We start from the raw sequence: 26,088 nt of genomic DNA on the forward strand, positions 1-26,088 counted from the left end.
ATGGCCCAGGCAATCAGGAAGAAGCCCGTCTCGAAGACAGTCAACGCAGCTGTTTCCGCCCGCATCGCCACGCAGGACCATTTCCGCACGCTGCGGCTTGGCACGCCGTTCCAGCCGCGAATCGACGCGCTGGCCAAGACCCAGGACTGGTACAATTGGGCCGGCTACCGCGCGCCACATTCGCTGTGGGACGAGGAACTCGAATATTTCGCCATCCGCAGCCAGGCGGCCCTGTTCGACATTTCGCCGATGACCAAGTACCGGATCGAAGGGCCGGACGCCGAAGCCTTCCTCGACCGCGTCACCTTGCGCGATGTCGCCAAGCTCAGGCCGGGCCGTGTCCACTACACGGCGTGGTGCGACGACGAGGGCTTCGTCCTCGATGACGGCACGCTGTTCCGGCTGTCGCCGACACGCTTCCGGCTGTGTTCGCAGGAGCGGCATCTGCCATGGCTGCTCGACAGCGCGATTGGCTTCGATGTCACCGTCGCGGAGGAAACAGAGGCTGTAGCCGGGCTCGCGCTGCAAGGGCCGACCTCGTTTGCGGTGCTGCGTGATGCCGGCTTCACCGGCGTCGAGAAGCTGAAAATATTCGACCTCGCCGATTTCCAGCATGATGGCGGCACCGTCGGCATTTCTCGCACTGGCTTCACCGGCGATCTCGGCTACGAACTGTTCGTCCCGGCCGACAGGGCGCTCAGCCTTTGGGACCGCTTGATGACGGCCGGCCAACTGCGCGGTATCCGCGCCATCGGCTACACCGCGCTCAATCGCGCCCGGCTCGAAGCCGGATTGATCGTCGCCAATGCGGATTTCACCACCGCCGAGCACGCCATCCGTGCCGATCGCCTGCGCATGCCGGACGAGATCGGCCTCGGCTTCATGATCGATCTGGAGAAAGGTCATTTCAACGGTCGCCGCGCCATCCTCGAGGCTCGCGCCAAACGCAAGCTGCGCCATGTGCTGGTCGGGCTGGAGATCGAAGGCAACATCCCCGCCGAACACGCCATCGTCTACCACAAGAAAAGCCAGGAGGTCGGCCTGGTCAGCGCCGCCATGTGGTCGCCAATGGCCAAGCGCAACATCGCCATCGCCTCGCTGGCGCGGCCGTATGGTGACACCATGGTCGAGGACCTCTGGGTCGAGATCTACGCCATGCGCGAGCTGCAGTATCAGAAGCTGATGAAGCGGGCCAAGGTGGTGGCGCGGCCCTTCATCAAGCTCGACCGCCGCACCGCCAATCCGCCGGCGGATTTCTGACCATGACCGACGAAGCCGAACTCGAAGCCGCCGAGCAATGGGAGTTGGTCAACACGCCGCTCGGCGAGAAATGGTCGGGCCGCACACGCTATGCCGCCGCCATGTTCTTCTACAAAGGCGGCGAGATGAGCGCCGAGACGCTCGAAGTCTACCGCATCTGCGCGCGGCTCGATTCGGAAGATCCTCTGCCGATCATCCGCGATCGCGGTGTCGGCAAGGACTGGCTCAAGCGCATGGGTTTCGAATAGGTCTTTCTACCCGATGGTTCTCTCCAGCATGCTGAGCCAGTTGCGATAGGCGATCTTTTCGATCAGCGCGCGGCCGAAACCGCGCGCCGCCAATGCATCGATCAGCTTCGGTAGGCCGGCGACATCGCCGATGACGGCCGGGATCATGGCGCCGTCGAAATCCGAGCCAAGGCCGACACCGTCCTCGCCCAGTGCCTGCAGCAGCGAATCGACGTGGCGCACCATGATGTCGAGGCTGGTGTCGGCATTCATCCTGCCGTCCTCACGCAGGAATCCGGTGGCGAAGTTAAGCCCGACCATGCCGCCGGATTCGCGGATCGCGCCGAGCTGCCAGTCAGTGAGGTTGCGCGAATGGCCGCAGATCGCGTGGACGTTGGAATGAGTGGCGACCAGCGGCGCGGCGCTGAGCGCGGCGACATCGCGAAAGCCCTTCTCGTTGAGATGCGACAGGTCGATCATGATCTTTAGCTGGTTGCAGGCCTTGACCAGCGCCTTGCCGGCATCGGTCAGCCCTGGGCCGGTGTCGGGCGAGGACGGAAAGCGGAACGGCACGCCGTGGCCGAAGGCGTTCGGCCGGCTCCAGACGATGCCGAGCGAGCGCAGGCCGGCGGCATGCAACACGTCGAGCATTGTGAGCTCGGGATCGATCGCCTCGACCCCTTCGATGTGGAACACCGCCGCCATCGAGCCTTGCGCCATGGCGTTGCGGACATCGCCGGCACTGCGGCAGACGGTGAGCCCTCCGGCTCGTTCCAGCCTGAACAGGATCGAGGCCATCGCGATCGTCGAGGTCAACGCATCGGCCCGCGGGACCTCGGGCGGCAGTGGCTCGGCATCGCTCGGCGCCAGCGGCACGGCGCTGCGCCTGGTTTTCTCGACAGGCGGCGGAAAGATGGCGAACATGCCGCCGGCAAAGCCACCGGCTTTCGCGCGCGGCAGGTCGATATGACCGCCCGATTTCCCCTCGATGAACAGCTTTTCGACGTCCGTGTCTTTTGACTGGTAGAGTCTGAGCAACGTGTCGTTGTGGCCGTCGAAGACGGGAACGAGGTCGGTTTCGGTCATTGGGGGATCATTCGGTTCGTTTGTCGGCGCGGTGGCTGCGATAGATCATATCCACTTAGGCAAGATGCGCTACCCGTGCAAATGCCAAAGCCATCGAAGCGGGACGACAGCCTGATGTCGCGCCCCGTTCCGATCGACGAAATGCCGGCCGATCCTACTGCTTCAGCACGTCTGCCCACTCGTGGTGGCGGCGGAACTGGGCGTTCGCGAACGGGCAAAGCGGGATGATCTTCTTGCCCGCCGCGCGTGCATCCTCGACGGCGCGGGTGACGAGCCGAAGCCCGGCACCCTGACCGCGGAAGACGTCCGGCACTTCCGTATGGTCGATGATGATCTGGTGCTCGCCGATCTTGGTGAAGGTCATCTCCGCCTCGGCGCCGTCTGGCCCGCGCAGGACGTAGCGACCCTTGGAACCGCGATCTTCCAGTTCGATTTCAGGCAGTTGGTCCGRCATCGCTATACTCCCTGGGTGGCGCCGGCAAAGACATGCCGTGCCGCCTCGATTTCGTTTGGCCGCACCTCGTGCCCGCCGTCATGCCACGCCACTGTGACATCGGCGCCATCGGCACGCAAATAGGCTTCGAGCCGCGTGGTCAGGTTCGGCGGACAGATCGGATCGCGCCTGCCGGCGGTCACGAGAATGTGACGGCCGGCGAGACTGCCGTTGATCTCGGGTTCGAACGGGATCAGCGGATGCATCAGCACCGTGGCATCGAACATCGCCGGCGCCGCAAACACCACCGAGGCCAGGATGTTGGCGCCGTTGGAATAGCCAAGGCCGAACGCGGCTGACGGCTTCGCCGCCTCGATATGGGCCTTGATGAAGCCGGCCATCTTGTCCGTCGCCCGCGCCAGATCGCCCATGTCGTAGACGCCTTCGCCGGTGCGGCGGAAGAAGCGCGCCGCACCATGTTCCGCCACATCGCCGCGTGGCGAGATGATGGTTGCCTGGGGCAAGAGATCGCGCCCCAGCGACAGAAGCTGGTTCTCATCTCCCCCCGTGCCGTGGAAGACGAAGAGCAGCGGACCGCCCGGCGAACCGGGCAGCACCTTGTAAGTGTAAGCGTCCTTGCTCATGGTCTCAGCCTTCCAGCTTCTGCAAATGCTGTTCGAGATAGGGCCGCAGATGCTGATGCTGCGTCGGCAGCTTCAGCGCCTCACCGAGATGAGCGGTATCCTCATCGCGATCGAAACCCGGTTCGTTGGTGGCGACTTCGAACAGCACGCCACCCGGCGTGCGGAAATAGATCGCCCAGAAATAATCGCGGTCGATCACCGGCGTCACCTGATAGCCGGTGTCCATCAGCGCCTTGCGCACTTCGAGCTGCTTGGCGCGGTTCTCGACGGCGAAGGCGACATGGTGGACGGAGCCCGCGCCGAGATCGGCGAAGGCGGCACCCGGGAGCGATTCGATGTCGACGACGTCGGCGCCATTGCCGTTCTTCACCGCCAGCCGCCGGACATTTCCGGACTTGTCGATCTCCTCGTAGCCCATGAACTTCAGCAGCTCCTCGGTGGCGCCGCCATCCTTTAGCCTGAGCGACACGGAGTGAAAGCCGCGGATCGCCTCATCGGTGGGGATGCCGCCTTTCGCCCATGGCTTTCTGGCGTCGGCCTTGTCCTCGACCAGGGCGAAACCATCGCCGTCCGGTCCGGCAAAGGCCAGGCGCTTCTCGCCGAATGTCTCGTCGCGCGACAGGCCCGAGACGCCTTCATCGGCAAAGCGCTTTTCCCAATAGGCGAGCGTGCCTTCCGGCACGGAGTAGACCGTGGTGCCGACTTCGCCGACGCCATGACGGCCCTTGCCGATGTTGGGAAACGGAAAATAGGTCATCACCGAACCCGGCGTGCCGGCCTCGTCGCCATAGTAGAGATGGTAAACGTCAGGCGCGTCGAAATTGACGGTCTTCTTGACCCGGCGCTGGCCGAGTTTCCTGGTGAAGAACTCGTTGTTCTGGCGGGCATCCCTGGCCATCGAAGTGACGTGATGGAGGCCCTTGATCTGATCGAGCATTGTCTTGCTCCTTCCCTTGGTGCTTGTACGGCCCTAGCCGCTGTCCACGCCTATATGAGGACACCAGCGCCTGCGGCAAAGGCGGCAAACACAGAATGGACTGTGCTTTAATAGTGAACAATCCAAATAACTTCGTTCACCAATTGACGAACAAGTCAGGCTTGCGCCGTCGCCGGAATTCGGTTCCATGAGCGGCGTTCGACCATACAGGATAAGGGTATCGCGAGTGACCGGAAAAGCCAGGCGCCCGAATGTTCTTCTGATCACATGCGACCAGTGGCGCGGCGATTGCATGTCCGCCGCCGGCCATCCGGTTGTGAAGACGCCGAATGCCGACGCGCTGGCCGCCGAGGGTGCGCTGTTCAAGCGGCACTATGGTGGTGCGGCACCTTGCTCGCCGGCCCGCGCCTGCCTCTACACCGGCCTCTACCAGATGAACAACCGCGTCTGCCGCAACGGCACGCCGCTCGACGCCCGTCACGGCAACATCGCGCTGCATGCCCGCAGCCTCGGCTATGATCCGACGCTGTTCGGCTACACCGACGTATCGCTCGACCCGCGCCTGCTGGCGCCAGGCGACCCGCGGCTGCAAAGCTATGAAGGTGTGCTGCCGGGATTCACAGTGCGTCAGTTGCTGCCCGAGCATCAGAAGCAGTGGCTGTCCTGGCTCAAGCAGCGGGGCATCGATACCGGCGCCGGATCGCCAGATATCCATCGCCCGGTGAACGAAAGCGGCAAGGCCGAGGCCGCCGTCAGCAACGCACCGCCCGTTTATTCGAAGGACGAAACCGCATCCTCCTTTCTGACCGGCGAATTCACGCGCTGGCTCGGCGAGCAGGAGGACGACGCGCCATGGTTTGCCCATCTTTCCTTCATCAGCCCGCACCCGCCCTTCATCGCGCCCGAGCCATACAACAATTTGTATGATCCGGCTGCCGGTCCTGCCTTCCACCGTGCGGCAAGCTGGCAGGCAGAAGCGGAGAGCCACCCCTATCTCGCCTATGATCTCGGCCGGCAGAAGCAGGCCAAGTTCCGTCCCGAGGCCAGTGGCAAGGTGCATGATTGGAGCGATGACGACTTTCGCCGCATCCGCGCGATCTACTACGGCATGATCTCGGAGGTCGACGCGCAGCTCGGCCGTATCTGGCAAGCGGTCAAGGCCGCAGGCGCGTGGGACGACACCATCATCGTGCTGACATCAGACCACGCCGAGATGATGGGCGACCATTTCATGCTGGGCAAGGGCGGCTATTTCGACGGCAGCTACCACATTCCGCTGATCATCCGCGACCCGCGCCATGGCAAGGCTGCCGGCGGTAGTGTCGATCGGTTCACCGAAGCGGTGGACATTTTGCCGACGCTTCTCGACCTGCTCGGCGAAGCCCCACAACCGCATCTCGACGGATGCTCGCTGAAACCGTTCCTGAGCGGCGGGAGCCCTGCAGCGTGGCGCGATGCCGCGCATTGGGAGTTCGATTTCCGCTCGATTGCCGAAGGCGAAGCCGAACGGCATTTCGGCGTCGCCTCACGCCAATGCAATCTCGCCGTCATCCGCACGGAAGAATTCAAATATGTGCATTTCGGCGGTAACTTGCCGCCGCTGCTGTTCGACCTGGAAGGCGATCCGGGCGAATTGAACAACCTCGCCGCCGATCCGGCCCACCTGGCCGTGCGGCTGGAATTCGCCGAAAGGCTACTTGCCTGGCGAGCCGAACATCTCGACCAGTCGCTGGCACTGGCCGAACTGACCGAGCACGGTGTTGCCGGCCATGTTAGCAGGGGATCAAGGCAGTAGAGCGGTAGGCTTGGACTACGCCGCACCCTACTGCCCTACTGCCCTACTGCCCTACTGCCCTGCTATCCTACTGCACGATCATGCGCTGCTGGTCACGCTTCTCCGTATAGCTGCCCTTGTCGTAAGCAGTCTGAGCCTCGAGCTGTTCCTTGGTGAAGGTCGTGTACAGGTACTTCCTGCCATCCTTGTCGGTCATGAATTTGAGATTATCCATGCCGACCGCGACTTCCTTCTCGCCAATGCCGAGGAAGCCACCGACATCGACGATCACCGCGTCGGTCTTTCTGTCGGGCGCCAGCACGACGTCACCGATTTCGCCGACCTTGGCATCATTGGCGCCGTAGACGGTCGTGCCCTTCAGGTCGTCGGCGCGAATCTCGCCGACAGGTATCTCGGTCAAGGTCGACTTGTCGATTGCCGCCGTCTGGGTCTGGTCGGGTGCCGAGGCATCGGGTGTCGAAGCAGCAGGAGCCTCAGCCGTCTTGTCAGCCGGTGCAACGGCAGGAGCCGTGGCATCGGACGGTGCAGCAGCCGGTGCGGTTGCAGCCGGCTCATTGGAAGCCGTCGTTGCCGGTGCCGGATCATAGGCCTTGCGGTTGAAATCCGGCTGCGCCTGAAGTTCCTCCTTGGTGGTCTGGGCCACCAGCCAGCGGTCGCCGTTCTTCTCCGCCCACTGGGCCTTGCCGAAATCATAGGTGACATTCTTGGCGCCAAGGCCGAGGAAGCCGCCGACGCCGATGACCAGCGACTCGGCCTTGCCTTCATTTGTCAGAACAATGTCGTTGACGCTGCCGATGTTCTGCGCGTCATCGCCGGTGCCGTTGTAGACGGTTTCGCCAATGATGTTGGTGGCGAGATTGCCGTCGGCGCGCTTCACCGGTTCGGCCGGCGCAGCATTCATGTCGACGGGTGTCTGCGCGGTGTCAGCCGGCGCGGATGCAGCCGGAGCCTTTGCGTCCGTCGATGCGGCCGGTGCCGGAGCCGGTGCATAGGGCTTGCTGTCGAACTCCGGCTGCGCCGTCAGTTCGTCCTTGGTCGTCTGGGCAACCAGCCAGCGGTCGCCGTTCCTTTCGGCCCATTGCAGCTTGTCGTAATCGAAGGCGACATTCTTCGCTCCGACACCCAGAAAACCGCCAACGCCGATGACGACGGACTTGGCCTGGCCATCCTTGTCGAAGACGACATCGCTGACCTTGCCGATGTTCTCGGCATCGTCGCCGGTGCCGTTGTAGACGGTTTCACCGATGATGTTGGTGACGATGCTGCCTTCAGTGCGCACCGGAGCGGCGGCTGGCTCCTGAACAGCGGGGGTCTGGGCGGGCGCCGGGGATGTCGCATTCTGCGCATAGGCCCCGGTCGCGACCAGCGCTGCAAGTGCGGTCGTGGCTAAGAGATTGCGGGTCATAATGATCCCTCCTCGTGGGTGATTTGGTACGCGCCGCGCCCGGTTGAACCGTCACTGAGGAGGTTCGGACGCGGCATCTTCTTCACAACGTCGTGACCATGCTGTTGTTCCGACAAAACACTTCGCGTTGTGGCGAAGCCAATAAGCGGGGAAGCGCCAGCGATTTCTCAAAACGGAACCTTTCCCGCTTGATCGCGTTTCAGCCCGTGGCTGGTTCTATCCCGGCCGAATCATGATGGAATGGCGGAGCGGGGCATGAAATTTGCTGCGGTGCTGAACCGGGACGGCGGCACCTTGCGCACAACGGACCTTGCCGCCTTTTCCGACAGGATGCGCCAGGCCCTGGAGACGGCAGGCCACTGCCTCAGCATTGATGTTGTTGCCGGCAAGGACGTGGTGGAGACGCTTGACGGCGCTGCATCGCGACGCTCTGTCGATGTCGTGCTGGCCGGCGGCGGTGATGGAACCATTTCCGCCGCCGCCGCTCGGCTGATGGGCACCAGGAAGGCGCTTGCCATATTGCCGGCCGGCACGATGAATCTGTTCGCACGCGGACTGGGTATTCCGCAGTCCCTCGATGCCGCGCTGAAATCCTTCGCCGATGGCGAGATCATCGCAGTCGACGTGGCCACGGCAAACGGCCGGCCCTTCGTTCATCAGTTCTCGATCGGCATGCATGCCAAGATGGTGCAGCTGCGCCAGAAAATGGAATTCGGTTCACGTCTGGGAAAGATCGGCGCCTCGGCCAAGGCGGCCTGGGCGACGATCAACAATCCACCGGCGATGAACGTGACGCTCAGCATCGGCAACGCCGAGATGGCGGTCCGCATCACCGGCATCGGCATCACCAACAATCTGTTCGGCGAAGGCCACCTGCCCTACGCCGACAACCCGGCGGGCGGCGTGCTTGGCGTCTATGTCACGGTGGCGCAGCAGCGTGCCGAACTGGTCAAATTCTTCTTCAACATGGCGCGCGGAAAATGGCGCGACAACGAACACGTGGAAATCCATCAAGCCGACCGAACGGTCCTGAAAATCCATTCGGGCAGCAGCAAGTTCCGCGCCGTCATCGACGGTGAACTGGTCAGGCTTGACCGTGAGACGGCGATCGAAATCCGGCCTGGCGCACTCAATGTCCTGGTGCCGGCCCGCATCGCAGAGGCGAAGGCTGCCTGATGCGATCTCGAACGATGAAGGCCGAAAATCTAGCCACTTGGCGCGCTTCCTTGCTCCGTCGCCGGCGTCTTGGCCATTTCACCATAGATGTCGGCGATGCCCCAGGCCGCGAAGGCCAAAAGCAGCGCTGCAATCAGGATACGCAAGCCGTGCCAGCCCCACCGCCCCTGACGCGCTTTGTTTTCGGGGATGATCTTGGTCATGATCGGTCCTTGTCTCGTTATTCGCCAACTGGCGCGGTCGGCAAAACACGGTCGGGTAACGGTTCCTCGCTAGGATGGTTCCGGGGACGCCGGCTGGTCATGAGCCGGCAGGTGCGGGAAGCAGCGAAGGCCGGGACGGGCCATTGGGGACTTGGGTGAACAGCAAGGCGGAAACAGTGCCGAATCTGCCGGCCGAAGTTGCGCGCGCGGTCAAGGACGAGGACCGGCTGGCCGTGCTGCACGGTCTGGAGGCGTTGGATACGGCGGCCGATCCGGATTTCGACCGCATAAGCAGCCTTGCCGCGGCGGCTATGCAGGTTCCGATCGCCTTGGTGACGCTCGTCGACCACAAGCGCCAATGGTTCAAATCCTGTGTCGGTCTGGACGAGACCGAAACCGCGACCGACATCTCCTTCTGCGCCCATGCGATTGCTGCAGGCGACGAGCCGATGGTTGTGGCGGACGCCACGACGGACCCACGCTTCAAGACCAACCCGCTGGTCACCGGCAAGCATCATCTCCGCTTCTACGCCGGCGCGCCGATGATCGTGGCTGGCGCCCGCATCGGCACGCTGTGCGTGCTCGACCGCAAGCCGCATGCCTTTCCGTCTAGCGCCATGCTCGAGCAGTTGAAGGCGCTCGCCGGCCTCGCCGGCAGCCTGTTCACTTTGAAGGATGCGACCCGCAGCGGCGCCATCGCCGAGGCAGCACTTGTGCGTGAGGAAAAGCGGCGCGCCATTGCGCTCGACGCGGCTTCGCTCGCCAGCTGGGCATGGGACATCCGCACCGACATCATCGAATGCGATACATTGCTGTCGGAGCTGTTCAACCTGCCGCGCTCGAACCGGCTGCGGGCGCGCGACATCCTCACCGCCATCGATCCTCGCGACGTCTACCAGACCGAAACCCGCTTTCGCGATGCCTTGACCGGCAGCGACGACTATTTCGGCGAATACCGGGTGAAGGGCTTTCATCCTCCGCGCTGGCTCGCCACGCGCGGCCGCGTCATCGAGCGCGACGGCGACGGCAAGCCGACCCTGATCTTCGGCGTCAACTACGACATCACCGAGCGCAAGCTTGGCGACAAGCGGCAACGGCTGCTGCTGCGCGAACTCAACCACCGCGTCAAGAACACGCTGGCGACCGTCCAGGCGCTGGCGACGCAGACCGTGCGGCATGCCCGCCAGCCGAGCGAGTTCCTCGAAGCCTTTGGTGCGAGGCTTCAGGCCCTGGGCATCGCCCACAATCTGTTGTCCGACCGCGAGTGGCGCGGCATCGGCATCCGTGAACTCGTCCAGATCGAGGTCAGGCCTTTCGACACCGCCGACCAGCCGCGCATGACGATCTCCGGCGACGATTTGTTGCTGTCGCCAGACCAGGCTGTCGGGCTTGGCCTGATCCTGCATGAGCTGGCCAGCAATGCGCTGCAATATGGCTCGCTGTCGGTGGCGTCAGGCAAGGTTGATCTCGGCTGGAGGACGAAAGGCAGAAAGGGGACCCGACGCCTCGTGCTGACCTGGCGCGAAAGCGGCGGCCCGCAAGTCGCCCCGCCGGAGCGACACGGCTTCGGCTCGATCCTCATCCGACGCAGCCTTGCCAAGGTCATTTCAAGCGAAGTGACCCATGAGTTCCGGCCGGAAGGCGTGTTTGCCGAAATATCGATGCCGCTGGAAGATCTGCCGAGTGACAAGCCATGATGCCGAACCAAAAGGCCGCGACGCAAAGTTGAAGCCGGTTTTCGGAAGAGATCATGGTCAAAGAGAGAACCGACCTTACTTCCGCTCGTCTTCTTCCGGATCGTGTGGTTTCAAGTTTTCGCGGTAGATGGCGTAGGCAGCCAGCGCCACGGCAGGACCCAGAATGACGCCGAGACCGCCCTTGCCCTTGAGCAGCGCCGGCAGCACGGCAAGCGCCGCGGTGATGCCGATCGCTTTCATGTCGGCATTGCGCTGTTGTGCGCGGCGCCGGGCACGTGAGCCTGCGGATATCTGGAAAATCAGCAGGATCAGCCCGGCAAGCAGCAGGAAACCGGCGCCAAAGCACAGCGCGGCGGCAAGCGATCCGTAGCGACTTGCCGTCCAGATATAGGCTGCCCCGACCAGAAAGCCGAGGCCGCAGAGCGCCACGGATATGGCGAGCCCATAGACGATTGCCGCCGTGCGCGCCCGGCGTATGGCGGCGGCGGTTTCGCCCGACGCCAGACCTGCAATCAGGGATGCGAGCATTCCCATCTGGAATGCGACTAGCGACGCGCGAGGAGCGCGAAGAGGAAGCCGACGCCGGCGGCGATCGCCAGTGACGTCACCGGCTTTTCGCGCACGCTCGCCATCAACTGCGCTTCGATATCCTTGGCATTGCCGCGCAGGCTGTCAAAGGCTGCTTCGCCCTGCGCACGCAATTGCTCGACCCCTTCCGTAGCCGCACGGCGCGCGGTGCCGTAGCCATGCTCTCCGGTCTTGGCCAACTGCTTGGTGAGCTTGTCGATATCGGCCTTCAATTGCCTGATATCGGCTTCGAGATCTGAACTCGACGGGCCTTCGGTTGCGGTCTTTCCTGCGGCAGTAGCCATTGCTTAACTCCTTGTGATTGCTTGATTTCAAACGCGCCGCATGTCTCAAGGTTCCGGCATTAGGGACAAAGTAGCCGAAAACGCGTGCGTGTGCACCCGATCCGCTGGCGCTGACAAAAAGGCACTTCGTCAGATCAGCGGCCGGCGCGCCTCGCCCAGCCCTTCCCAGCCGGCGAGTTGCTTGAGCCCTTCATTATCGGTGACCTCGCAACCGCCGTCGCGCCAGACAATCAGCTTGCGGTCCATCAGCTTGCGGATCGTCTTGTTGGTGTGGACCAGCGACAGGCCGAGCGTGTCGGCGATGTGCTGTTGGGTAATCGGTATCTGAACGGATTGCTTGCCATTCAGCCCAACGACCTTTGCCCGGCTGCCGATGAAGGCGATAAGATAGGCTGCGCGCTCGATGGCGCTGCGCCGCCCGAGGCTGAGCAGATTCTCGTCCAGCATGCGCTCTTCGCGCGACGCGATCCAGGTGATGTCGTAGGCGAGCCCAGGATGATTGCGGTAGAGCTCGTGGAGAGACTCGCGTTCGAAAACGCACAGCAGCATCGGCGACAAGGCCTCGACGGAATGCTGCATTTCGCCCATCACGCTGCCCTGCAGGCCGATCAGATCGCCGGGCATCAGATAGTTGAGGATCTGGCGGCGGCCGTCCTGCAACAGCTTGTAGCGGAACGCCCAGCCGGAGAGCACGGTGTAGAGATGGGCGCTGTGGCTTCCCTCCACCAGGACCGTGGCGCCCTTGTCGACGGCGAGTTCGCCCTTCTTGAATTTGCTGATGAAGGCCAGTTCCTGTTTTTCGAAGTCGCGGAAGACCGGTAACGGCCGCAACGGGCAGTTCTCGCAAGGATACTGGCGACTTGAGAAAGCACGACCGCTCTGGCCCGACATTTCGACCCCTCTTCGAAAGCCCGCACAAGGCTGCGTCCCAACGCGTCGCGCGGATCGAGGTTCCGCACGGGCACATGTCTTTTTTAAATGACAGCTTGCCAAATAGCGATCATGACTCCATCCGTTACAAGGAGCCCTTGCCTGTGTCCCCTTTGCTTGATGGATTGCGGATTCTGGTCCTGGAGGATGAGTTTCTCATCGCCATGGATGTCGAGCAGCTTTGCCGCGATCATGGTGCGGGCGAGGTGGTGATCGCCCGCGATCTGGCCGAGATCGACGATCGACAAATCGCCACGCACTTCGACGCCGCCATTGTCGACCTTATGCTGGGTGGCGCCTCGACACTCGATTTCGCGTCGGGCCTACGCGCGGCAGGCGTGCCGTTCGTGTTTGCCTCGGGCTATTCGGATCCCGATGAAATCAAGACATCGTTTCCGGGCGTCAGGCTGGTCGGCAAGCCCTATTCGGGTGAGGACCTCATGCAAGCGGTGGCGGCGGCCTGCGGGCGGGGTTCTCCCGGCTGAGACGCGATCCAACTTCTGCGGATCGCACCTTGCGATCGCAGCTCAGTTGGCCGGCGAGCCCGTGACCTGAGTCGAAATCGCATCCGGGCCATACTCGTCTTCGCCGGATATCTTCAGGATCTCCTGCAAGCGCGTGCGGGCCCGGCTGACCCGGCTCTTGATCGTCCCGACCGCGCAACCGCAGATTTCGGCCGCCTCCTCGTAGGAGAAGCCCGACGCACCGATGAGGATGATGGCTTCGCGCTGATCTTCCGGCAATTGCTCGAGGGCGCCGCGAAAATCCTTCAGGTCGAGCTGGCCATGCTGGGCCGGATGAACGGCAAGCCTGGCCGTCATGATACCGTCGCTGTCTTGCACTTCGCGTCCGCGCTTGCGCATCTGCGAATAGAATTCGTTGCGCAGGATGGTAAACAGCCACGCCTTGAGATTGGTGCCGGGCTGGAAGCTCTCATGCTTGTCCCAGGCCTTGACCAGTGTTTCCTGGACGAGATCGTCCGCCTTGTCGGCATTTTGCGTCAGCGACACGGCAAAGGCGCGCAAGCTCGGGATTGCCCCAAGCAGATCGGTCTTGAAGCCTTGGGAGACCGCTGCCATGCTTCAGTCCTTCTTCTGTGCGGGTTCGGCCTGCTCCAGTTGACTGAGCAACTGTGCAAAGCGATCCGGCACATCGTCAGAGACCAGCTCATCGTAATATTGTTTGAGTTTGCGTCCGATTTCGGAATTCGGCCCGAGTGCGTCACTGGACCCGTTCCGGCGCCTGCCCGCGACGCCAGCCAGAATATCTTTCGTCATATCCTTCATTTTGCCCTTGTATTCCCAGCGCCCAAGCCGCTCATCACACTACTCAACACAACGCAAGCGGCCCCCTCGTCTGGTTGCCCGTCCGAACTTCAAACGCCGTCCCGGCGCGTTAGTTCCATCAAGGTCGGAACTTTTTCTCAAGACCGGCGTTGTTTGACCGGGGCTTGCAATCAGCTTGACCTGCACTCTATGCAACCACGTCATTCTGAGGGAGACGTCTTACCATGAGCTTATCAGCCACCATCGCACCACATCTGCCGTTCCTGCGCCGCTTCTCCCGGGCCGTTTCCGGATCGCAGGAAAGTGGCGACGCGCTGGTCGCCGCGATGCTGGAAGCCATCATCGCCGATATCGATATCTTTCCCGAGGCCTCAAGCGACCGCATCGCGCTTTACAAGGTGTTCGCCAAGCTGTTCACGTCGGTCGCTATCCGCGTCCCGCAGGAGCAGGCGCAGTCGCCATGGGAACAGCGCGCCGCCGCCAATCTGAACGCGATTGCGCCGCGTCCCCGCCAGGCCTTCCTGCTGGTCGCCGTCGAAGGTTTCAGTGAAGACGAGGCGGCCGAGATCCTCGATGCCGGCGACCAGGAGTTTTCAGAGCTGCTTGCCCAGGCAAGCAACGAAATATCCCGCCAGGTGGCAACGGACGTGCTGATCATCGAGGATGAACCGCTGATCGCTATGGACATAGAGGAAATGGTCGAGAGCCTCGGTCACCGCGTCGTCGGAACGGCGCGCACGCATGCCGAGGCGGTGACGATGTTCGGCAAGACGCGGCCCAAGATGGTGCTTGYCGACATCCAGCTTGCCGATGGCAGCTCGGGCATCGAGGCCGTGAACGAGATCCTGTCGTCGACGTCGGTGCCGGTCATCTTCATCACCGCCTTCCCCGAGCGTCTTTTGACCGGCGAACGCCCCGAGCCGGCATTCCTGGTCACCAAGCCGTTCAACCCCGACATGGTCAAGGCTCTGATCAGCCAGGCGCTGTTCTTCGATCGCCAGGCGAAAGCCGCCGCCTAGGGGCAGCGGCAGGCACGACGCGATATCAAAAGGCCGTCTGATGCGATGCATCAGGCGGCCTTTGACATGCCGGGACCCCGTCATCAGCGAATTCCCGGCGCCACCCTTGTCTGGAACGATTGGCAAGCATCGTCTTTTTCGGCAAATGGTGGAACAAACCGCATCTACCCACGTTTTCATCACACCATTCGAAGGAGATGGATCATGCTTTACTGGGCGCTCGTATTTCTCGTCGTGGCAATCATAGCCGGCGCGCTTGGTTTCGGCGGCATCGCCGGCACGTCTGCCGGCATAGCGCAGATATTGTTTTTCATCTTTCTCGCTTTCCTGGTCATTTCGCTTCTTGCCGGCCTGTTCAAACGGGCGTGAGGACCGAACGATCATCCGAGCGAACACTGGAAGCCGCACCCCTCAAACGGTTTCCAGCCACCGCCGGGCGGCATCCTTCAACGGATACCGCTCGGCGGACCGCTTTTGGAGGCGGGTTTTCGGGAAGCCCTCTGGAACCCATTCCGCGGTGAGCCGTTCAGCCTGAGTTGGGTGGACAGATTGGCGATGCGTTCCAGGGCCGGAGATAGGAAAGACGACGTGCCAAGCGATGAAGTCATCGCCCTGCATCCCGCCGAAAGTGGCATGCAACTTGGCCGGGCTCTTCTCCACGCGCTGCACAATGCCGGCATTTCCGTTCTCTATCAAGATCGCGAGCTGAAAACGGTATGGGCGCGCAATATGCGTGCGCCGTGGGTTTCCGACACCGCGGACGGCAACGGCATCCTGCCCGCGGCGCAGATCGACCGCATCGGCGCGGCAAAGCGCGACGTCATCGCATCCGGCAATCCGCAACGCCTTGAAATCAGCGTCCCCGCCGAGGACGGCTTTCGCTGGTTTCAGGTCTGGGTCGACGCCGACCATGGCGATGGTGGAACGGTGCAAGGTGTCGTCACCACCATGGTCGAAACGACCGATCAGAAGCGCCGTGAGCAGACCCTGACGACGCTGTTGCGCGAAGTCAGTCATCGCTCGAAGAACCTCCTGGCGATCATTCAAAGCATAGCCACCCAGACCGGGCGCTATTCCGATGGCATCGCTGATTTCCTGACGCGCTTTCGCGGCCGGCTGCAGTCGCTGGCCTCGTCCCAGGATCTGGTGACCTCCTCAAATTGGCGCGGCGCCGCACTTCGCGAGCTGGTGTCGGGCCAGGTCAGTCGCAACGGGGTGAATCCGTCGCACGGCCTGCGCTTCCGCGGCGCAAATCCCTATCTCAATCCCAACGCCGCGCTGCACATCGGCCTTGCCATGCATGAACTCGCCGTCAACTCGGTCAGCTATGGCGCTCTCTCACGTCCAGATGGCTTCGTTGACGTTACGGCCGATCTCAATGCTGCTGCCGGCGGCCTGGCGCTGTCGCTGACATGGTCCGAAGCGATACCGGCGAGCGACGTCGAGCACAGTGAGAAGCGCTTCGGCAGTGTCGCGCTCGAGCGGGTCGTGCCCGCCTCCCTGAACGGAACGGCGACGCTGGAGCTGATGCCCGGTCGCCTTGAATACCGCCTTGTCGTTCCGCACGGCAATTTCGAGACCGAGTGAGCGGCCGCGCCTCTCGTCTGATCATCCATCCTTAACCGGCTATTCACCATAAAAGCGGATTCTGTTTTTCCCAGGTACCGCTGGAACCTGCTGGACCGTCGAACATTGCCGCGTTGAAGTTGGTCTCCGGACGTCGTCCGACTGCGTCTGCTGTCGCGGTCGGCGCCGGAATTGCCCGTTGCGCCGCGTTATTTCGCTGGTCGCCCTGCGGCCGAGGAACTTTGGCGGCTATGGACCGTTACTGTGGCGAGAGGACATGTCGCCATGGAACACATTGCTGCATTGTTGCTGGTCATCGGTTGCTCGAACACGATGGCCGACTGCCATGAATTGCAGGTACCGGTCAGCGTTTTCGAAACCGCCGACCAATGCGTCGCCGAACGGCCATTCGCGCTGGGCGACGTGCAGGGGCAGGCTCAGCACATCGTCGCCAAGTGCCTTGCCGTCGATCCGGCGCTGGAAGACGACTACGACCAGATCGTCTGGAACGTTCGCCCGGACGGCACGCTCGACGCTTCCCTGGCAATCTCCAACGTCGTCATGGCATCGAGCGCCGCGCGCCCAGAAAAAGACTATCTTCGCCAACAATAGATTGCAGCAGCAAAGGCGGCCATTTCATGCTAAATGGCTGCTGGAGCTTACCAAAGTGTGGACACAAAGCGAGGAGTGACTCTATGCGGAAGATGATTATTGCCATGATTGCGGTGGCTGCCCTCAGCGGCTGCACCAGCACCGAGAAGGACGTGGTCGGCGGCGGCTTGATTGGCGCCGGCGTCGGCGGCTTGGTCGGTGGCGGCAAGGGCGCCCTGATCGGCGCGGCTGTGGGCGCCGGTTCCGGCCTGCTGGTGCGCAACCTGCGCAACGGCTATTGCCAGTATCGCGATCATCGCGGCCGGATCTACACGGCTCGCTGCAACTAGTTCGGCGATAATCGAAACGTCGATCCGGAGACCGGTCCGCCGGCCTCCGGATTTTCGACGTCTGGACGCACCATTTCTGTTCGCTTGATGAAACGGTTTCCCGTCCGGAATTTTGCGTCAAAACAAGAAGATAGAGCGGCTCTACGTTTCAGTGAAACTGATCTAGCCCGTCAACGGAATCCTGATCTCCACATTCAACCCATCATCGCGATAATCGCGGTTGATCGTGCCACGCAATTCGCGCGTGACGTTGAGATCGATCAGCTTGGTGCCGAATCCGGTCTTGGCCGGCGCTTCGAGTTTCTTCTGTCCGGTTTCGCGCCAGTTGAGAACCAGTACCCTTTCACGTCCGCGCCCTTCGAGCGACCAGTCGACCTTGAGTGCCCAATCTCCCTTGAGCGGATTGGCTGAATTGCCGGCTTCGCCATATTTCAACGCATTCGTCGCCAGTTCGTGGAACGTCAAGCCGAGCGCTTGCGTCGTGGTTTCGTCGAGCAGAACCTCCGGTCCTGATAAAAGCTCTTCGGGCAGCTCCTTGCCGAACACCTGGCCGAGCTCGATGCGCAGCAGATCGCCTAGGTCGGCCTTCTGCCAGCGCGAGCGCGTCAGCATATCCTGAGACGCCGCCATCGCCTGCAGCCTGGCAGAGAAGGACGAGGAAAATTCGTTGACGTCAGTGGCCCGCGAAGCCGTCTGGCGCGCGATCGCCAGCACTCGGGTGATCGAATTCTTGATGCGATGCTTCATCTCCTGCAGCATCAGGTCTTTTTCGAGCAGGCTCTTTTCCGTCGTCTCATGCAAGCGCGACGCCGCCTCATAGGCCCGCTCCTGATAGCGCGCCACCAGAGCGATGGCGCCCGCCAGCAGCAAGCCGAACAGCCCCAGCATCACCGGAATTGCCCGCGACGACGGCTGCGAGAAGGCGCTTGTCGGTCGAAACAGGACCGTCCATGGTTGGCCGGCCACCATGATCTTGCGGGTGACCAGCAGCCTGTCCCCGAAGGATGACGCTGGTGGCGTCTCCGACCGGAACAAGAGATTGTCGCCGCTCACAGCGCCGTCATAGATTTCGGTGTTGACCGGCAGCAGCGGCGACCGGCTGAGCGCTATCTGGAACAGGTCCCGTGCCCGAAAAGCCGCGTAGAGAAAGCCGGCCGTGGAGGACCTGGACGCATTGATGACATCGGGAGCGGTTTCGACATTGAGCCGCACGAAGACCAGGAAGCCCGGGAACGTCTGCGCGGCACCCGTGCTCTGGCCGAGCTGCACCAGCGCGCTGGCGTGCTGCTCATCGTMGGACATTGCCTTTTCGATGGCCACGCGCCGCACAGGTTCGCTGAACATGTCGTAGCCGATGGCGGCCTGGTTGGATGGATCCAGCGGCTCGAACATCACGATGGGCGCGCGCCAGGGTTGCGTGGTGTCCGGATAGATCGGATGGCTGACACCAAGGTCGTGCAGCATGTCGCGTTCGACCGCCGCCTCGTCCCCCGTCTTCACCAGCCTGAGAAAGCCGATACCGCGCAAGCCGGCGAAATTGTTGTCGACATCGAGCGCGTTGAAGAAGGCCTTGAACTCGTTCTGCGAGATATCGCCGTTGCGGGCATCGAACAGGGCCAGCGTCGACCGCAGCAGCGACAGATGCAGGTCGATGCGGCTCTCGATCCGGTTGAGCGCGTCGTCGGCCGTCGCTTCGAATTTGATACGGGCAGCTTCCTGCGTGGCGAAATAGGCAAACCCCGCCATCGTCATGCTGATCAGCGCAACGGCGATGAACGCGACGATTGGAAAAAGCTTCTTCAACGGATGATGCGGTCCATGGGCAATGTCGGACCTTTATGGGCAAGTCGATGTGCCAACACAATGGCAAGGCCAAGCCATCATGACAGCTGGCACATCACATGACCGGCAACCAGAGGCCAGGCACGGTTCGTCCGGCCAAGTGGTACTGTAGACGCTAGTCCAGCCGCACCCAATCTGTGGCTTCAAGCACATAGGGAGCGAACAAGAAATCGCGGATCTCGATGATCCGACTTTCCGACCAGTCGATCAGGACAAAATGCGCAGGCCTTTCCATCCGGCCGGTGCTGTCGAAGACCAGCATAGCCGGCTTTCCTTCGACAGCGCCGAGGGCGAACCGCCATTTCGTCTCTTGCGCATAGCGCGTGAAATAGATGCCGATTTTGTCGCGCCCCTCCAGTTGGATCCGGTTCACCAGATCGAGCTTCACGTCGTCGGCAAGCATGACGCGGACTGCGTCGAAATCGCCGCTCCGGAACAGATGGACATAAGCGGCGATCTTGCGCCGGTCCGAATCGGACATCAGCGGCAGCGTTGTGTCTTCGGGCGCCTGTGCGAAAAGCCGCAGCGCAGCGCGCCCGCGCTGAAGCGCCGATTTTGCGGCTGTTGGAGAGCACCCTGCGATGCTTGCGATCTCGTCGACCGAATGACCCAGAACATCCTTGAGGATCACCGCGCAGCGCTGAAGTTCGGGCAGCCGCAGAAAAGTCTGAAAGCTGATCGCGACGATGTCCGCCTCGGGTATGGGCGCCGCTTCGACGTCTTCGGTAAGCGGGACGACCGTGTTCCGGGATTTGGCGCGCAGAAAATCGAGGCTCGCATTGTGGGCGATGCGGAACAGCCAGCCCTCGAGGTTATCCACTCCGGCGCCCTGGGCTCGCGCGTGAAGGGCCTTGACGAGGGCGTCCTGCAATACATCCTCGCCAGTGACCGCCGATCCCGTCATGCGCGCGCAGTAGCGGTGAAGGCGTGGCCGCAGCGCTTTCAGACGATCCTCGAATTCATTCGCGTTCATGTATCGAGACCTACCGCGCCTGCGCGCTCTTTCGTCGTCATTTTACCCGAGACGAACAAGGAAGAGGGTTCAAACTTCCCTGTTGTCGAAAAGGAACATTTGAACGCCCGAGTCATCAGGCGCAAAAAGGCGGCGATCCGCCCCGGCCGCCTGCCCCTCCGGGCTTGCAAACGCCTTTTCGATCGCCGCAAGGTCGTCGAAATACAGCGTTCCGATCCGGTGAACATTGGAGGGTCCTACCAGCGTTGCGATAGGGCCATTGCTGACTTCGTATTTCCTGAGGCCCGGAAGCTTCTTGGCGAGGGGCACGTGGATTTCGAAGTAATGCCGGTCAAACGCCTCAACGTTCTCCGGTGTCGGGTAAATTACAACCATCCGAGCCATTGCGGTTCTCCTTTGTTGCTTGTGTGAGGCATTCTTACTTGTGTGTTTCGCTCAACACCGCCGAGCCCATGATCGAGTCCAGGCTCGCCAGCTCCAGGATCTTCGGGAAATAGGCTTTCATGCGCGGATCGCTGCGCATCGCCTCGACGGCTGCGGGGGTCTCCCACTCGGAGTAGATGACGACGCCGGCGCCGTCTTGCGCCGCGATCAGCCGGTCGTCTTCCAGCCGCGGAGCGTGCGGACCACCGTATCGGTGTTCTGCTTCAAGAGCGCGATCAGCGCATCCTGCTTCCCGGGTTCGACCTTAAGCAGATTGATCAAGATGACGGACTCGTCGGACATGGCATGTCTCCTTCTGTTTGGACACACCAAGGACGATCCGACGGGCGGAAACGGATCGAGACGTAGCAAGATTTTTTTTGGAAGATCCGCTGGAGTCTAGGCGGCGATCTTCAGGGCGCCTGGCCCGGGAATGGCGCCAGGCGGGCATTTGCCCAGAATGATCATGCCGAGCACCTCGTCCTGGGTCACATCGGTGGTGCGCGCGGTGCCGACGACCTGGCCGTTCTTCATGACGCAGACCCGGTCGGCAAGCTCGAACACGTCGTGGATGTCGTGGCTGATCAGGAAGATGCCGATGCCGTCGGACTTGAGCTGCTTGACCAGTTCGCCGACCTGCGCCGTTTCCTGCGGACCGAGTGCCGCCGTCGGCTCGTCCATGATCAGGATGCGCGCATTGAACAGGATCGCGCGCGCGATCGCCACCGACTGCCGCTGACCGCCAGACAGCTTGATCACCGGCTCCTTGAAGCGCTGGAAGCGGGGATTGAGCCGGCCCATCACCTTGCGCGCCTCTGCCTCCATCGCAACGTCGTCGAGCGTACCCCAGGCGGTCATCAGCTCACGGCCGAGAAACAAATTGGCGGCGGCATCGACATTGTCGGCCAACGCCAGCGTCTGGTAGATCGTCTCGATGCCGTATTTCTTGGCGTCGCGCGGGTTGGAGATCGATGCCTCCTCGCCGTTGACGAAGATATGGCCCGCGTCACGCTTGTACGCGCCGGACAGGATCTTGATCAGCGTCGACTTGCCGGCGCCGTTGTGTCCCAGCAGCGCCACGACCTCGCCGGGGAAAAGGTCGATCGAGGCGTCGTCGACGGCGCGGATGCCGCCAAAGGCGATCGAGATGTTGCGCATATCGATCAGCGCAGTGCTGGTGGGAGCGGTCTTGTCTGCCATAATCCTTGTCCTCCCCTAGACGCGCTTGCGATAGACGGTATCGAGCCAGACCGCGACGACGAGCACTGCGCCGACGACGATGCTCTGCAGCGGCGAGTCGATGCCGAGCAGCACCATGCCGGACTGCAGCGACTGCATCAGCAACGCGCCGAGCATGGCGCCGAGCACCGTTCCGGAGCCGCCGGCAAGCGAGGTGCCGCCGATGACGGCGGCGGCGATCACCAGCAGCTCGTCCAACGTGCCCAGCGCATTGGTCGACGCGTTGAGGCGGGCCGACGAGATCGCCGCGCTGATCGCGGCCAGTACACCCATGATCATGAACACCTTCATGGTCACCCAGCGGGTGTTGATGCCGGCGAGATTGGCGGCCTCTGGATTGCCGCCGATGGCAAAGACATAGCGGCCGAAACGGGTGCGCTTGGTGATGAAGGTCATGACGATACCGACCGCGACAGCCATCAGCACCGGTATGGCGATGCCGTGGGCGATGAACAGCCCGCCTTCGGGAATGGTGATGCCGTTCTGCTGTGCATACTGGCGCACGATGCCGATTGGCCACGGATAGGAATTGGCGATCCAGACGGCCCCAAGGATGGCAGCGCAACTGACCACACCGAGAAAGGTTTCCGCCCACACGGGGCGCAGTGGAAAGTTGAACCGTTTGCGCTGCGACCGGCCGTTGAGCAACGCGAAAGCCACAGCCACGCAAGCGACGATGCCGATGATCCAGCTGGCGGTGGCGCCGACCGAGCCTCGCGGTCCGCCGCCCATCAACTGGAATGTAGCGTCGAGTGGCGCGACCGTGCGGCCGTTGGTGATCAGCCATGCCATGCCGCGCCAGACCAACAGACCGCCCAGCGTCACGATGAAGGCAGGAACCTCGAGATAGGCGATGATGAAGCCCTGGAAGGCGCCGATCACAAGACCGAGCACCACGCCGACGGCCAGTGCGATGATCCAGAGCCAGGGATTTCCAAGCTGGAAGCCGATGACGCGAATGAGGAATTCGGCTTGCGCCACACCCATGATCATACCGATCACGCCTTCGACGGAACCAACCGAAAGGTCGATGTTGCGCATGACGATGACCAGCACCATGCCGGTCGCCATGATCGCGACCGAGGAAGTCTGCACCGACAGGTTCCAGAGATTGCGCGGCGTCAGGAAAAGTCCGCCCGACAGGATATGAATGCCGACCCAGATGACCAGCAACGCACCGACCATGCCAAGCATGCGCGTATCGAGTTCGGTCGCCTTGAGGAAGCGTCCGACGGTGCTCAATTCGGACGCACGCGCCCGGTCTGCGGGCGTATTCGCGGCAGGCGTGTTAGAGGCCGTGTCGGTCATGAAGTCCTCCCACCGGTTTGCCGTCTGGCGCGGATGCCGGAAACACGATGCTATTTGCTTTCCGCGATCATTTGAAGCGGAATGCCCCTTGAGAAACGCCGCGGCCCAGGGGCCGCGGCGCTGAGATCGAACTGGGATCCCGTTCGGTTTTAGTTGCAGGCCGCGACGGTGCCGGCGGCGACGCCTGCACAGACTTCGTCCTTCTTGATCCAGCCAGCGTCGATGACGACGTTGAGATTGTCCTTGGTGATCGCGATCGGGGTCAGGAACAGCGAGTTGGTCTCGTTGCCGCCGGGCGTGGTGAACTTCACGGCGTTCGGGATCTTGTCCAGGGCAGTGCCAGCGGCCAGCTGCGAGGCGATTTCGGCAGCGTTCTTGCCGAGTTCGCGTGCGTCCTTCCACACCGACACGGTCTGTGTGCCGAGTGCGACGCGGTTCAGTGCGGCATGGTCGCCGTCCTGGCCGGACACCGGAACCGATCMTGCCAGCCCTTGCGCCGTCAGCGCGGCGACGACGCCGCCGGCGGTGCCGTCATTGGCTGCCACCACGGCATCGACCTTGTTGTCGTTGGCAGTGAGGAACTGTTCCATGTTCTTCTGGGCATTGGCGGGCAGCCAGCCATCCGTATAGGCTTCGCCGACATTCTTGATCTTGCCGCTGTCGATGGCTGCCTTGAGCACTTCCATGGAGCCGGCGAACAGGAAATCGGCATTCGGATCGGCGCCCGAGCCCTTGATGAAGACGTAGTTGCCTTCCGGCTTGACCTTGAACACTTCGCGGGCCTGCATGCGGCCGACTTCCTTGTTGTCGAAGGTCAGGTAGAACACGTTCTTGTTCTCGATCAGCCGGTCATAGCCGACGACCGGAATGCCTTCGTCCAATGCCTTCTGCACCGCCGGGCCGATGGCCGAGGCATCCTGCGCCAGGATGATCAGCGCGTTGGCGCCCTGCGAAATCAGGCTCTCGACGTCGGTGAGCTGCTTGCCCGGATTGGACTGCGCATCAGCGGAAATGTATTTGTCACCAGCCGCCTCGATGGCCTTCTTCATCGCCGCTTCGTCGGTCTTCCAGCGCTCTTCCTGGAAGTTGGACCACGAAACGCCGATGACCTTGTCCTTCGCCTGCGCGACCGACACCAGCGTCAGCGACATGGCGACACCCGCCAGGATGGCGGCTGTGAATTTTTTCATATTATCCTCCCTGCGCCGCGTATGGCGCGACCAAACTGACCCGTAGGCCGGCACAGAGGCTCTATTTTTTCGAGCCTCGAAAAAATAGTGATCCAACGCCCGAACGCTGTCAACATCGATTCTGATGGATTTTGACGTCTCTCCGAGTTTTTTTCGAGCTCCGGAATAAATAATGACATGATGGTGGGGTTCTGCCAGAATTTGGCTTGGCGCATGTCGCCCCAAAAGTGCGCAGCGGTTTTGGGGCAACGACACGTGCAGAAACAAGTGCCTGAAGCGCGTCGCGCTTTCAGGCTTCGCTGATGGCCTTCGGGAGGCACGAAAGGCTGCAGCGACCGGGAGGATGTGAAAAAGCATGTCGGTCGGAATCCGTCACGACGATCTGCGCCGCCGCAACCGGGCGATGGTGATTGCGGCCGTGCGCCGCGCCGGACAGCCGTCCCGCACCGAGATCGCCGCGACCACGGGCCTCAGCCATTCGACTATATCGGCGATCTCCTCCGACCTCATCGGCGAAGGCATCCTGACTGAGAGCAAGCCGAGCGAGGCCGGCTCGCTCAAACGCGGCCGGCCGCAGGTCGGCCTCGGCCTCAATCCGGAAGCGGCGGCGGTGATGACCGTGGTGCTGTCACTGAACTTCCTCTCGGTCGCCGTCATCGACTATGCCGGCCAGGTGATCGCCGAGGAACAGCGCCGGCTGGACACGCTGACCATGTCGCGCGACGCGCTGGTCGGTGAATGCGTTGCCATCGTACGGCGTCGTCTCGAAGACCCCGACCTCGACGTCCGCAGTGTCGCCCGCATCGCGTTGGCGATCCAGGGCATCACCGACACTCGAGCCCGCGCCATGCTGTGGTCGCCGATCACGCCGCACACCGACATCGCCTTCGCCGACATACTCGAGGACGAGTTCGGCATCCCCGCCACCATGGAGAACGACTGCAATATGATGGCGATAGCGTTGCGCTGGCGCGACCCTGATCGCTACCGCGACGACTTCATCGCCATCCTGTTGTCGCACGGCATCGGCATGGGCCTGGTGCTGAAGGGCGAGCTGTTCACCGGCACTCATTCCTCGGGCGGCGAGTTCGGCCATATGATCCATCGGCCGCACGGCGCGCTGTGCCGCTGCGGGCGGCGCGGCTGCGTCGAGGCCTATGCCGGCAACTACGCCATCTGGCGCAACGCAAGGCAGATGAGTGAGGATGCGGAACCGGTCGCCGATGTCAGTGATGCCGACATGCGCGCGCTGGCGACCGCGGCCCGCGAGAGGGATGGACCCGAGCGCGAGGCCTATCGCAAGGCCGGCGAGGCACTCGGCTACGGTCTCGGCAGCCTGTTCGCGCTGATCGATCCGGCGCCCGTCGCCATGGTCGGTGTCAGCGCCGCGGCCTTCGACCTGATCGAGCCGGCATTGCGCGAGGCCATTGCTCAGACCGCCGGCGGCCAGCATTCGCAATCGATTTCCTTCGACACCGAACCGAACGAACTGCCACTGATCCGCGAAGGCTGCGCCACGCGGGCACTGACCTTCGTAGACCAGGAGATTTTCGCGCCCGGCACGCAGGCGAGATCCGGCCTCGGTGGCAAGAACGTTGCGTGAATAACGCGCCGGGATGTGTTGAGATTCAGGTTA

Annotated in this window: 30 protein-coding genes; 12 read left to right on the top strand and 18 right to left on the bottom strand. The window is 62.4% G+C overall.

Translation table 11 applies throughout. From position 1 onward, the window contains the following. On the top strand, positions 1-1,260 hold the full coding sequence (locus tag AC1D0I_RS16460) for an aminomethyl transferase family protein (protein WP_477396393.1): 1,260 nt from the start codon (positions 1-3) through the stop codon (positions 1,258-1,260). A gap of 2 nt (positions 1,261-1,262) precedes the next feature. Beyond that, the gene (locus AC1D0I_RS16465; RefSeq protein WP_457153546.1) at positions 1,263-1,508 is read left to right on the top strand and encodes a hypothetical protein; all 246 of its coding nucleotides are present in this window, start codon (positions 1,263-1,265) and stop codon (positions 1,506-1,508) included. Between the two features lie 6 nt (positions 1,509-1,514). Here the strand turns inward: AC1D0I_RS16465 and AC1D0I_RS16470 are convergent, their stop codons facing one another. The 4 genes from AC1D0I_RS16470 to AC1D0I_RS16485 all read right to left on the bottom strand — a co-directional run bounded on the left by AC1D0I_RS16470 (position 1,515) and on the right by AC1D0I_RS16485 (position 4,587). Beyond that, positions 1,515-2,573, bottom strand: coding sequence for a dipeptidase (locus tag AC1D0I_RS16470; protein ID WP_477396395.1), 1,059 nt, complete (start codon positions 2,571-2,573; stop codon positions 1,515-1,517). Between the two features lie 154 nt (positions 2,574-2,727). Next, a complete protein-coding gene (locus AC1D0I_RS16475; RefSeq protein ID WP_477396397.1) occupies positions 2,728-3,027 on the bottom strand; it encodes a GNAT family N-acetyltransferase in 300 nt (99 codons plus the stop codon). Between the two features lie 2 nt (positions 3,028-3,029). After that, positions 3,030-3,650: an alpha/beta hydrolase gene (locus AC1D0I_RS16480; protein ID WP_477396399.1), complete on the bottom strand. Its 621-nt coding sequence runs from the start codon at positions 3,648-3,650 to the stop codon at positions 3,030-3,032. Between the two features lie 4 nt (positions 3,651-3,654). Then, a complete protein-coding gene (locus AC1D0I_RS16485; RefSeq protein ID WP_477299916.1) occupies positions 3,655-4,587 on the bottom strand; it encodes a VOC family protein in 933 nt (310 codons plus the stop codon). Between the two features lie 187 nt (positions 4,588-4,774). Between AC1D0I_RS16485 and AC1D0I_RS16490 the strand changes: the two genes are divergently transcribed. Further along, positions 4,775-6,382: an alkaline phosphatase family protein gene (locus tag AC1D0I_RS16490; RefSeq protein ID WP_477396401.1), complete on the top strand. Its 1,608-nt coding sequence runs from the start codon at positions 4,775-4,777 to the stop codon at positions 6,380-6,382. Between the two features lie 67 nt (positions 6,383-6,449). On the opposite strand, the gene AC1D0I_RS16495 is transcribed toward AC1D0I_RS16490, so the two are convergent. Beyond that, positions 6,450-7,787 carry a PRC-barrel domain-containing protein gene (locus AC1D0I_RS16495; protein WP_477396402.1) on the bottom strand — a complete coding sequence of 446 codons (1,338 nt, stop codon included), beginning with the start codon at positions 7,785-7,787 and terminating at the stop codon, positions 6,450-6,452. A 255-nt stretch (positions 7,788-8,042) separates the two neighbouring features. Between AC1D0I_RS16495 and AC1D0I_RS16500 the strand changes: the two genes are divergently transcribed. After that, a complete protein-coding gene (locus AC1D0I_RS16500; RefSeq protein WP_477396404.1) occupies positions 8,043-8,963 on the top strand; it encodes a diacylglycerol/lipid kinase family protein in 921 nt (306 codons plus the stop codon). A 29-nt stretch (positions 8,964-8,992) separates the two neighbouring features. Here AC1D0I_RS16500 and AC1D0I_RS16505 read toward each other — a convergent pair whose 3' ends face one another. Then, positions 8,993-9,166: a hypothetical protein gene (locus AC1D0I_RS16505; RefSeq protein ID WP_477396406.1), complete on the bottom strand. Its 174-nt coding sequence runs from the start codon at positions 9,164-9,166 to the stop codon at positions 8,993-8,995. Between the two features lie 155 nt (positions 9,167-9,321). Between AC1D0I_RS16505 and AC1D0I_RS16510 the strand changes: the two genes are divergently transcribed. Beyond that, positions 9,322-10,863 (top strand): sensor histidine kinase, encoded by a 1,542-nt coding sequence (locus AC1D0I_RS16510; RefSeq protein ID WP_477396407.1) that lies wholly within the window; start codon positions 9,322-9,324, stop codon positions 10,861-10,863. Between the two features lie 75 nt (positions 10,864-10,938). Here the strand turns inward: AC1D0I_RS16510 and AC1D0I_RS16515 are convergent, their stop codons facing one another. From AC1D0I_RS16515 to AC1D0I_RS16525, 3 genes are all read right to left on the bottom strand, one after another. Further along, entirely contained in the window at positions 10,939-11,397 is a 459-nt protein-coding gene (locus AC1D0I_RS16515; protein WP_457153026.1) for a hypothetical protein, read from the bottom strand. Between the two features lie 11 nt (positions 11,398-11,408). Then, positions 11,409-11,735: an ElaB/YgaM/YqjD family protein gene (locus AC1D0I_RS16520; protein ID WP_477396409.1), complete on the bottom strand. Its 327-nt coding sequence runs from the start codon at positions 11,733-11,735 to the stop codon at positions 11,409-11,411. 129 nt (positions 11,736-11,864) lie between these two features. Beyond that, positions 11,865-12,626 carry a Crp/Fnr family transcriptional regulator gene (locus AC1D0I_RS16525; RefSeq protein WP_095089297.1) on the bottom strand — a complete coding sequence of 254 codons (762 nt, stop codon included), beginning with the start codon at positions 12,624-12,626 and terminating at the stop codon, positions 11,865-11,867. Here AC1D0I_RS16525 and AC1D0I_RS16530 point away from each other — a divergent pair. Beyond that, a complete protein-coding gene (locus AC1D0I_RS16530) occupies positions 12,596-13,150 on the top strand; it encodes a response regulator (protein WP_477227759.1) in 555 nt (184 codons plus the stop codon). The genes AC1D0I_RS16525 and AC1D0I_RS16530 overlap by 31 nt on opposite strands. A gap of 42 nt (positions 13,151-13,192) precedes the next feature. Here the strand turns inward: AC1D0I_RS16530 and AC1D0I_RS16535 are convergent, their stop codons facing one another. Continuing rightward, a complete protein-coding gene (locus tag AC1D0I_RS16535) occupies positions 13,193-13,744 on the bottom strand; it encodes a sigma-70 family RNA polymerase sigma factor (protein ID WP_095089299.1) in 552 nt (183 codons plus the stop codon). A 3-nt stretch (positions 13,745-13,747) separates the two neighbouring features. Then, the gene (locus tag AC1D0I_RS16540) at positions 13,748-13,951 is read right to left on the bottom strand and encodes a NepR family anti-sigma factor (RefSeq protein ID WP_095089301.1); all 204 of its coding nucleotides are present in this window, start codon (positions 13,949-13,951) and stop codon (positions 13,748-13,750) included. A gap of 224 nt (positions 13,952-14,175) precedes the next feature. On the opposite strand from AC1D0I_RS16540, the gene AC1D0I_RS16545 reads away from it, so the two are divergent. The 5 genes from AC1D0I_RS16545 (at position 14,176) to AC1D0I_RS16565 (ending at position 17,477) form a co-directional block, all read left to right on the top strand. Further along, positions 14,176-14,970, top strand: coding sequence for a response regulator (locus AC1D0I_RS16545; protein ID WP_477396411.1), 795 nt, complete (start codon positions 14,176-14,178; stop codon positions 14,968-14,970). A gap of 204 nt (positions 14,971-15,174) precedes the next feature. Next, complete coding sequence (locus AC1D0I_RS16550; RefSeq protein WP_027031438.1) at positions 15,175-15,339, top strand: DUF1328 domain-containing protein; 165 nt, start codon at positions 15,175-15,177, stop codon at positions 15,337-15,339. 186 nt (positions 15,340-15,525) lie between these two features. Continuing rightward, positions 15,526-16,557: a sensor histidine kinase gene (locus AC1D0I_RS16555; RefSeq protein ID WP_477299920.1), complete on the top strand. Its 1,032-nt coding sequence runs from the start codon at positions 15,526-15,528 to the stop codon at positions 16,555-16,557. 264 nt (positions 16,558-16,821) lie between these two features. Then, complete coding sequence (locus tag AC1D0I_RS16560; protein ID WP_477227757.1) at positions 16,822-17,148, top strand: hypothetical protein; 327 nt, start codon at positions 16,822-16,824, stop codon at positions 17,146-17,148. Positions 17,149-17,231: 83 nt separating this feature from the next. Then, entirely contained in the window at positions 17,232-17,477 is a 246-nt protein-coding gene (locus tag AC1D0I_RS16565; RefSeq protein WP_457151623.1) for a YMGG-like glycine zipper-containing protein, read from the top strand. Positions 17,478-17,639: 162 nt separating this feature from the next. Here AC1D0I_RS16565 and AC1D0I_RS16570 read toward each other — a convergent pair whose 3' ends face one another. The 7 genes from AC1D0I_RS16570 to xylF all read right to left on the bottom strand — a co-directional run bounded on the left by AC1D0I_RS16570 (position 17,640) and on the right by xylF (position 24,452). Beyond that, the gene (locus AC1D0I_RS16570) at positions 17,640-19,280 is read right to left on the bottom strand and encodes a CHASE domain-containing protein (RefSeq protein WP_477396413.1); all 1,641 of its coding nucleotides are present in this window, start codon (positions 19,278-19,280) and stop codon (positions 17,640-17,642) included. Between the two features lie 154 nt (positions 19,281-19,434). Beyond that, positions 19,435-20,292 carry a sigma-70 family RNA polymerase sigma factor gene (locus tag AC1D0I_RS16575; RefSeq protein WP_477396415.1) on the bottom strand — a complete coding sequence of 286 codons (858 nt, stop codon included), beginning with the start codon at positions 20,290-20,292 and terminating at the stop codon, positions 19,435-19,437. A 69-nt stretch (positions 20,293-20,361) separates the two neighbouring features. Continuing rightward, positions 20,362-20,676: an EthD family reductase gene (locus AC1D0I_RS16580; RefSeq protein WP_477396417.1), complete on the bottom strand. Its 315-nt coding sequence runs from the start codon at positions 20,674-20,676 to the stop codon at positions 20,362-20,364. A gap of 207 nt (positions 20,677-20,883) precedes the next feature. After that, the gene (locus AC1D0I_RS16585; RefSeq protein ID WP_477396419.1) at positions 20,884-21,018 is read right to left on the bottom strand and encodes a hypothetical protein; all 135 of its coding nucleotides are present in this window, start codon (positions 21,016-21,018) and stop codon (positions 20,884-20,886) included. A gap of 96 nt (positions 21,019-21,114) precedes the next feature. Beyond that, positions 21,115-21,915 (bottom strand): ATP-binding cassette domain-containing protein, encoded by an 801-nt coding sequence (locus AC1D0I_RS16590; protein WP_457151628.1) that lies wholly within the window; start codon positions 21,913-21,915, stop codon positions 21,115-21,117. Positions 21,916-21,930: 15 nt separating this feature from the next. After that, positions 21,931-23,262 carry a sugar ABC transporter permease gene (locus tag AC1D0I_RS16595; RefSeq protein WP_477396420.1) on the bottom strand — a complete coding sequence of 444 codons (1,332 nt, stop codon included), beginning with the start codon at positions 23,260-23,262 and terminating at the stop codon, positions 21,931-21,933. Between the two features lie 149 nt (positions 23,263-23,411). Next, positions 23,412-24,452 carry a D-xylose ABC transporter substrate-binding protein gene (gene xylF / locus AC1D0I_RS16600; RefSeq protein ID WP_477396421.1) on the bottom strand — a complete coding sequence of 347 codons (1,041 nt, stop codon included), beginning with the start codon at positions 24,450-24,452 and terminating at the stop codon, positions 23,412-23,414. 355 nt (positions 24,453-24,807) lie between these two features. Between xylF and AC1D0I_RS16605 the strand changes: the two genes are divergently transcribed. Further along, positions 24,808-26,055: an ROK family protein gene (locus tag AC1D0I_RS16605; protein ID WP_477227751.1), complete on the top strand. Its 1,248-nt coding sequence runs from the start codon at positions 24,808-24,810 to the stop codon at positions 26,053-26,055. The last annotated feature ends 33 nt before the right edge of the window (positions 26,056-26,088 follow it).

The sequence above is a fragment of the Mesorhizobium sp. P2_D1 genome (assembly GCF_056404455.1).

Coding starts and splice junctions, on each gene's coding strand:
- AC1D0I_RS16460 (WP_477396393.1), top strand. CDS start 1: ATGGCCCAGGCAATCAGGAAGAAGCCCGTCTCGAAGACAGTCAACGCA.
- AC1D0I_RS16465 (WP_457153546.1), top strand. CDS start 1,263: ATGACCGACGAAGCCGAACTCGAAGCCGCCGAGCAATGGGAGTTGGTC.
- AC1D0I_RS16470 (WP_477396395.1), bottom strand. CDS start 2,573: ATGACCGAAACCGACCTCGTTCCCGTCTTCGACGGCCACAACGACACG.
- AC1D0I_RS16480 (WP_477396399.1), bottom strand. CDS start 3,650: ATGAGCAAGGACGCTTACACTTACAAGGTGCTGCCCGGTTCGCCGGGC.
- AC1D0I_RS16485 (WP_477299916.1), bottom strand. CDS start 4,587: ATGCTCGATCAGATCAAGGGCCTCCATCACGTCACTTCGATGGCCAGG.
- AC1D0I_RS16490 (WP_477396401.1), top strand. CDS start 4,775: ATGAGCGGCGTTCGACCATACAGGATAAGGGTATCGCGAGTGACCGGA.
- AC1D0I_RS16495 (WP_477396402.1), bottom strand. CDS start 7,787: ATGACCCGCAATCTCTTAGCCACGACCGCACTTGCAGCGCTGGTCGCG.
- AC1D0I_RS16500 (WP_477396404.1), top strand. CDS start 8,043: ATGAAATTTGCTGCGGTGCTGAACCGGGACGGCGGCACCTTGCGCACA.
- AC1D0I_RS16505 (WP_477396406.1), bottom strand. CDS start 9,166: ATGACCAAGATCATCCCCGAAAACAAAGCGCGTCAGGGGCGGTGGGGC.
- AC1D0I_RS16515 (WP_457153026.1), bottom strand. CDS start 11,397: ATGGGAATGCTCGCATCCCTGATTGCAGGTCTGGCGTCGGGCGAAACC.
- AC1D0I_RS16520 (WP_477396409.1), bottom strand. CDS start 11,735: ATGGCTACTGCCGCAGGAAAGACCGCAACCGAAGGCCCGTCGAGTTCA.
- AC1D0I_RS16525 (WP_095089297.1), bottom strand. CDS start 12,626: ATGTCGGGCCAGAGCGGTCGTGCTTTCTCAAGTCGCCAGTATCCTTGC.
- AC1D0I_RS16535 (WP_095089299.1), bottom strand. CDS start 13,744: ATGGCAGCGGTCTCCCAAGGCTTCAAGACCGATCTGCTTGGGGCAATC.
- AC1D0I_RS16540 (WP_095089301.1), bottom strand. CDS start 13,951: ATGAAGGATATGACGAAAGATATTCTGGCTGGCGTCGCGGGCAGGCGC.
- AC1D0I_RS16550 (WP_027031438.1), top strand. CDS start 15,175: ATGCTTTACTGGGCGCTCGTATTTCTCGTCGTGGCAATCATAGCCGGC.
- AC1D0I_RS16555 (WP_477299920.1), top strand. CDS start 15,526: ATGCGTTCCAGGGCCGGAGATAGGAAAGACGACGTGCCAAGCGATGAA.
- AC1D0I_RS16560 (WP_477227757.1), top strand. CDS start 16,822: ATGGAACACATTGCTGCATTGTTGCTGGTCATCGGTTGCTCGAACACG.
- AC1D0I_RS16565 (WP_457151623.1), top strand. CDS start 17,232: ATGCGGAAGATGATTATTGCCATGATTGCGGTGGCTGCCCTCAGCGGC.
- AC1D0I_RS16575 (WP_477396415.1), bottom strand. CDS start 20,292: ATGAACGCGAATGAATTCGAGGATCGTCTGAAAGCGCTGCGGCCACGC.
- AC1D0I_RS16580 (WP_477396417.1), bottom strand. CDS start 20,676: ATGGCTCGGATGGTTGTAATTTACCCGACACCGGAGAACGTTGAGGCG.
- AC1D0I_RS16585 (WP_477396419.1), bottom strand. CDS start 21,018: ATGTCCGACGAGTCCGTCATCTTGATCAATCTGCTTAAGGTCGAACCC.
- AC1D0I_RS16590 (WP_457151628.1), bottom strand. CDS start 21,915: ATGGCAGACAAGACCGCTCCCACCAGCACTGCGCTGATCGATATGCGC.
- AC1D0I_RS16595 (WP_477396420.1), bottom strand. CDS start 23,262: ATGACCGACACGGCCTCTAACACGCCTGCCGCGAATACGCCCGCAGAC.
- AC1D0I_RS16605 (WP_477227751.1), top strand. CDS start 24,808: ATGTCGGTCGGAATCCGTCACGACGATCTGCGCCGCCGCAACCGGGCG.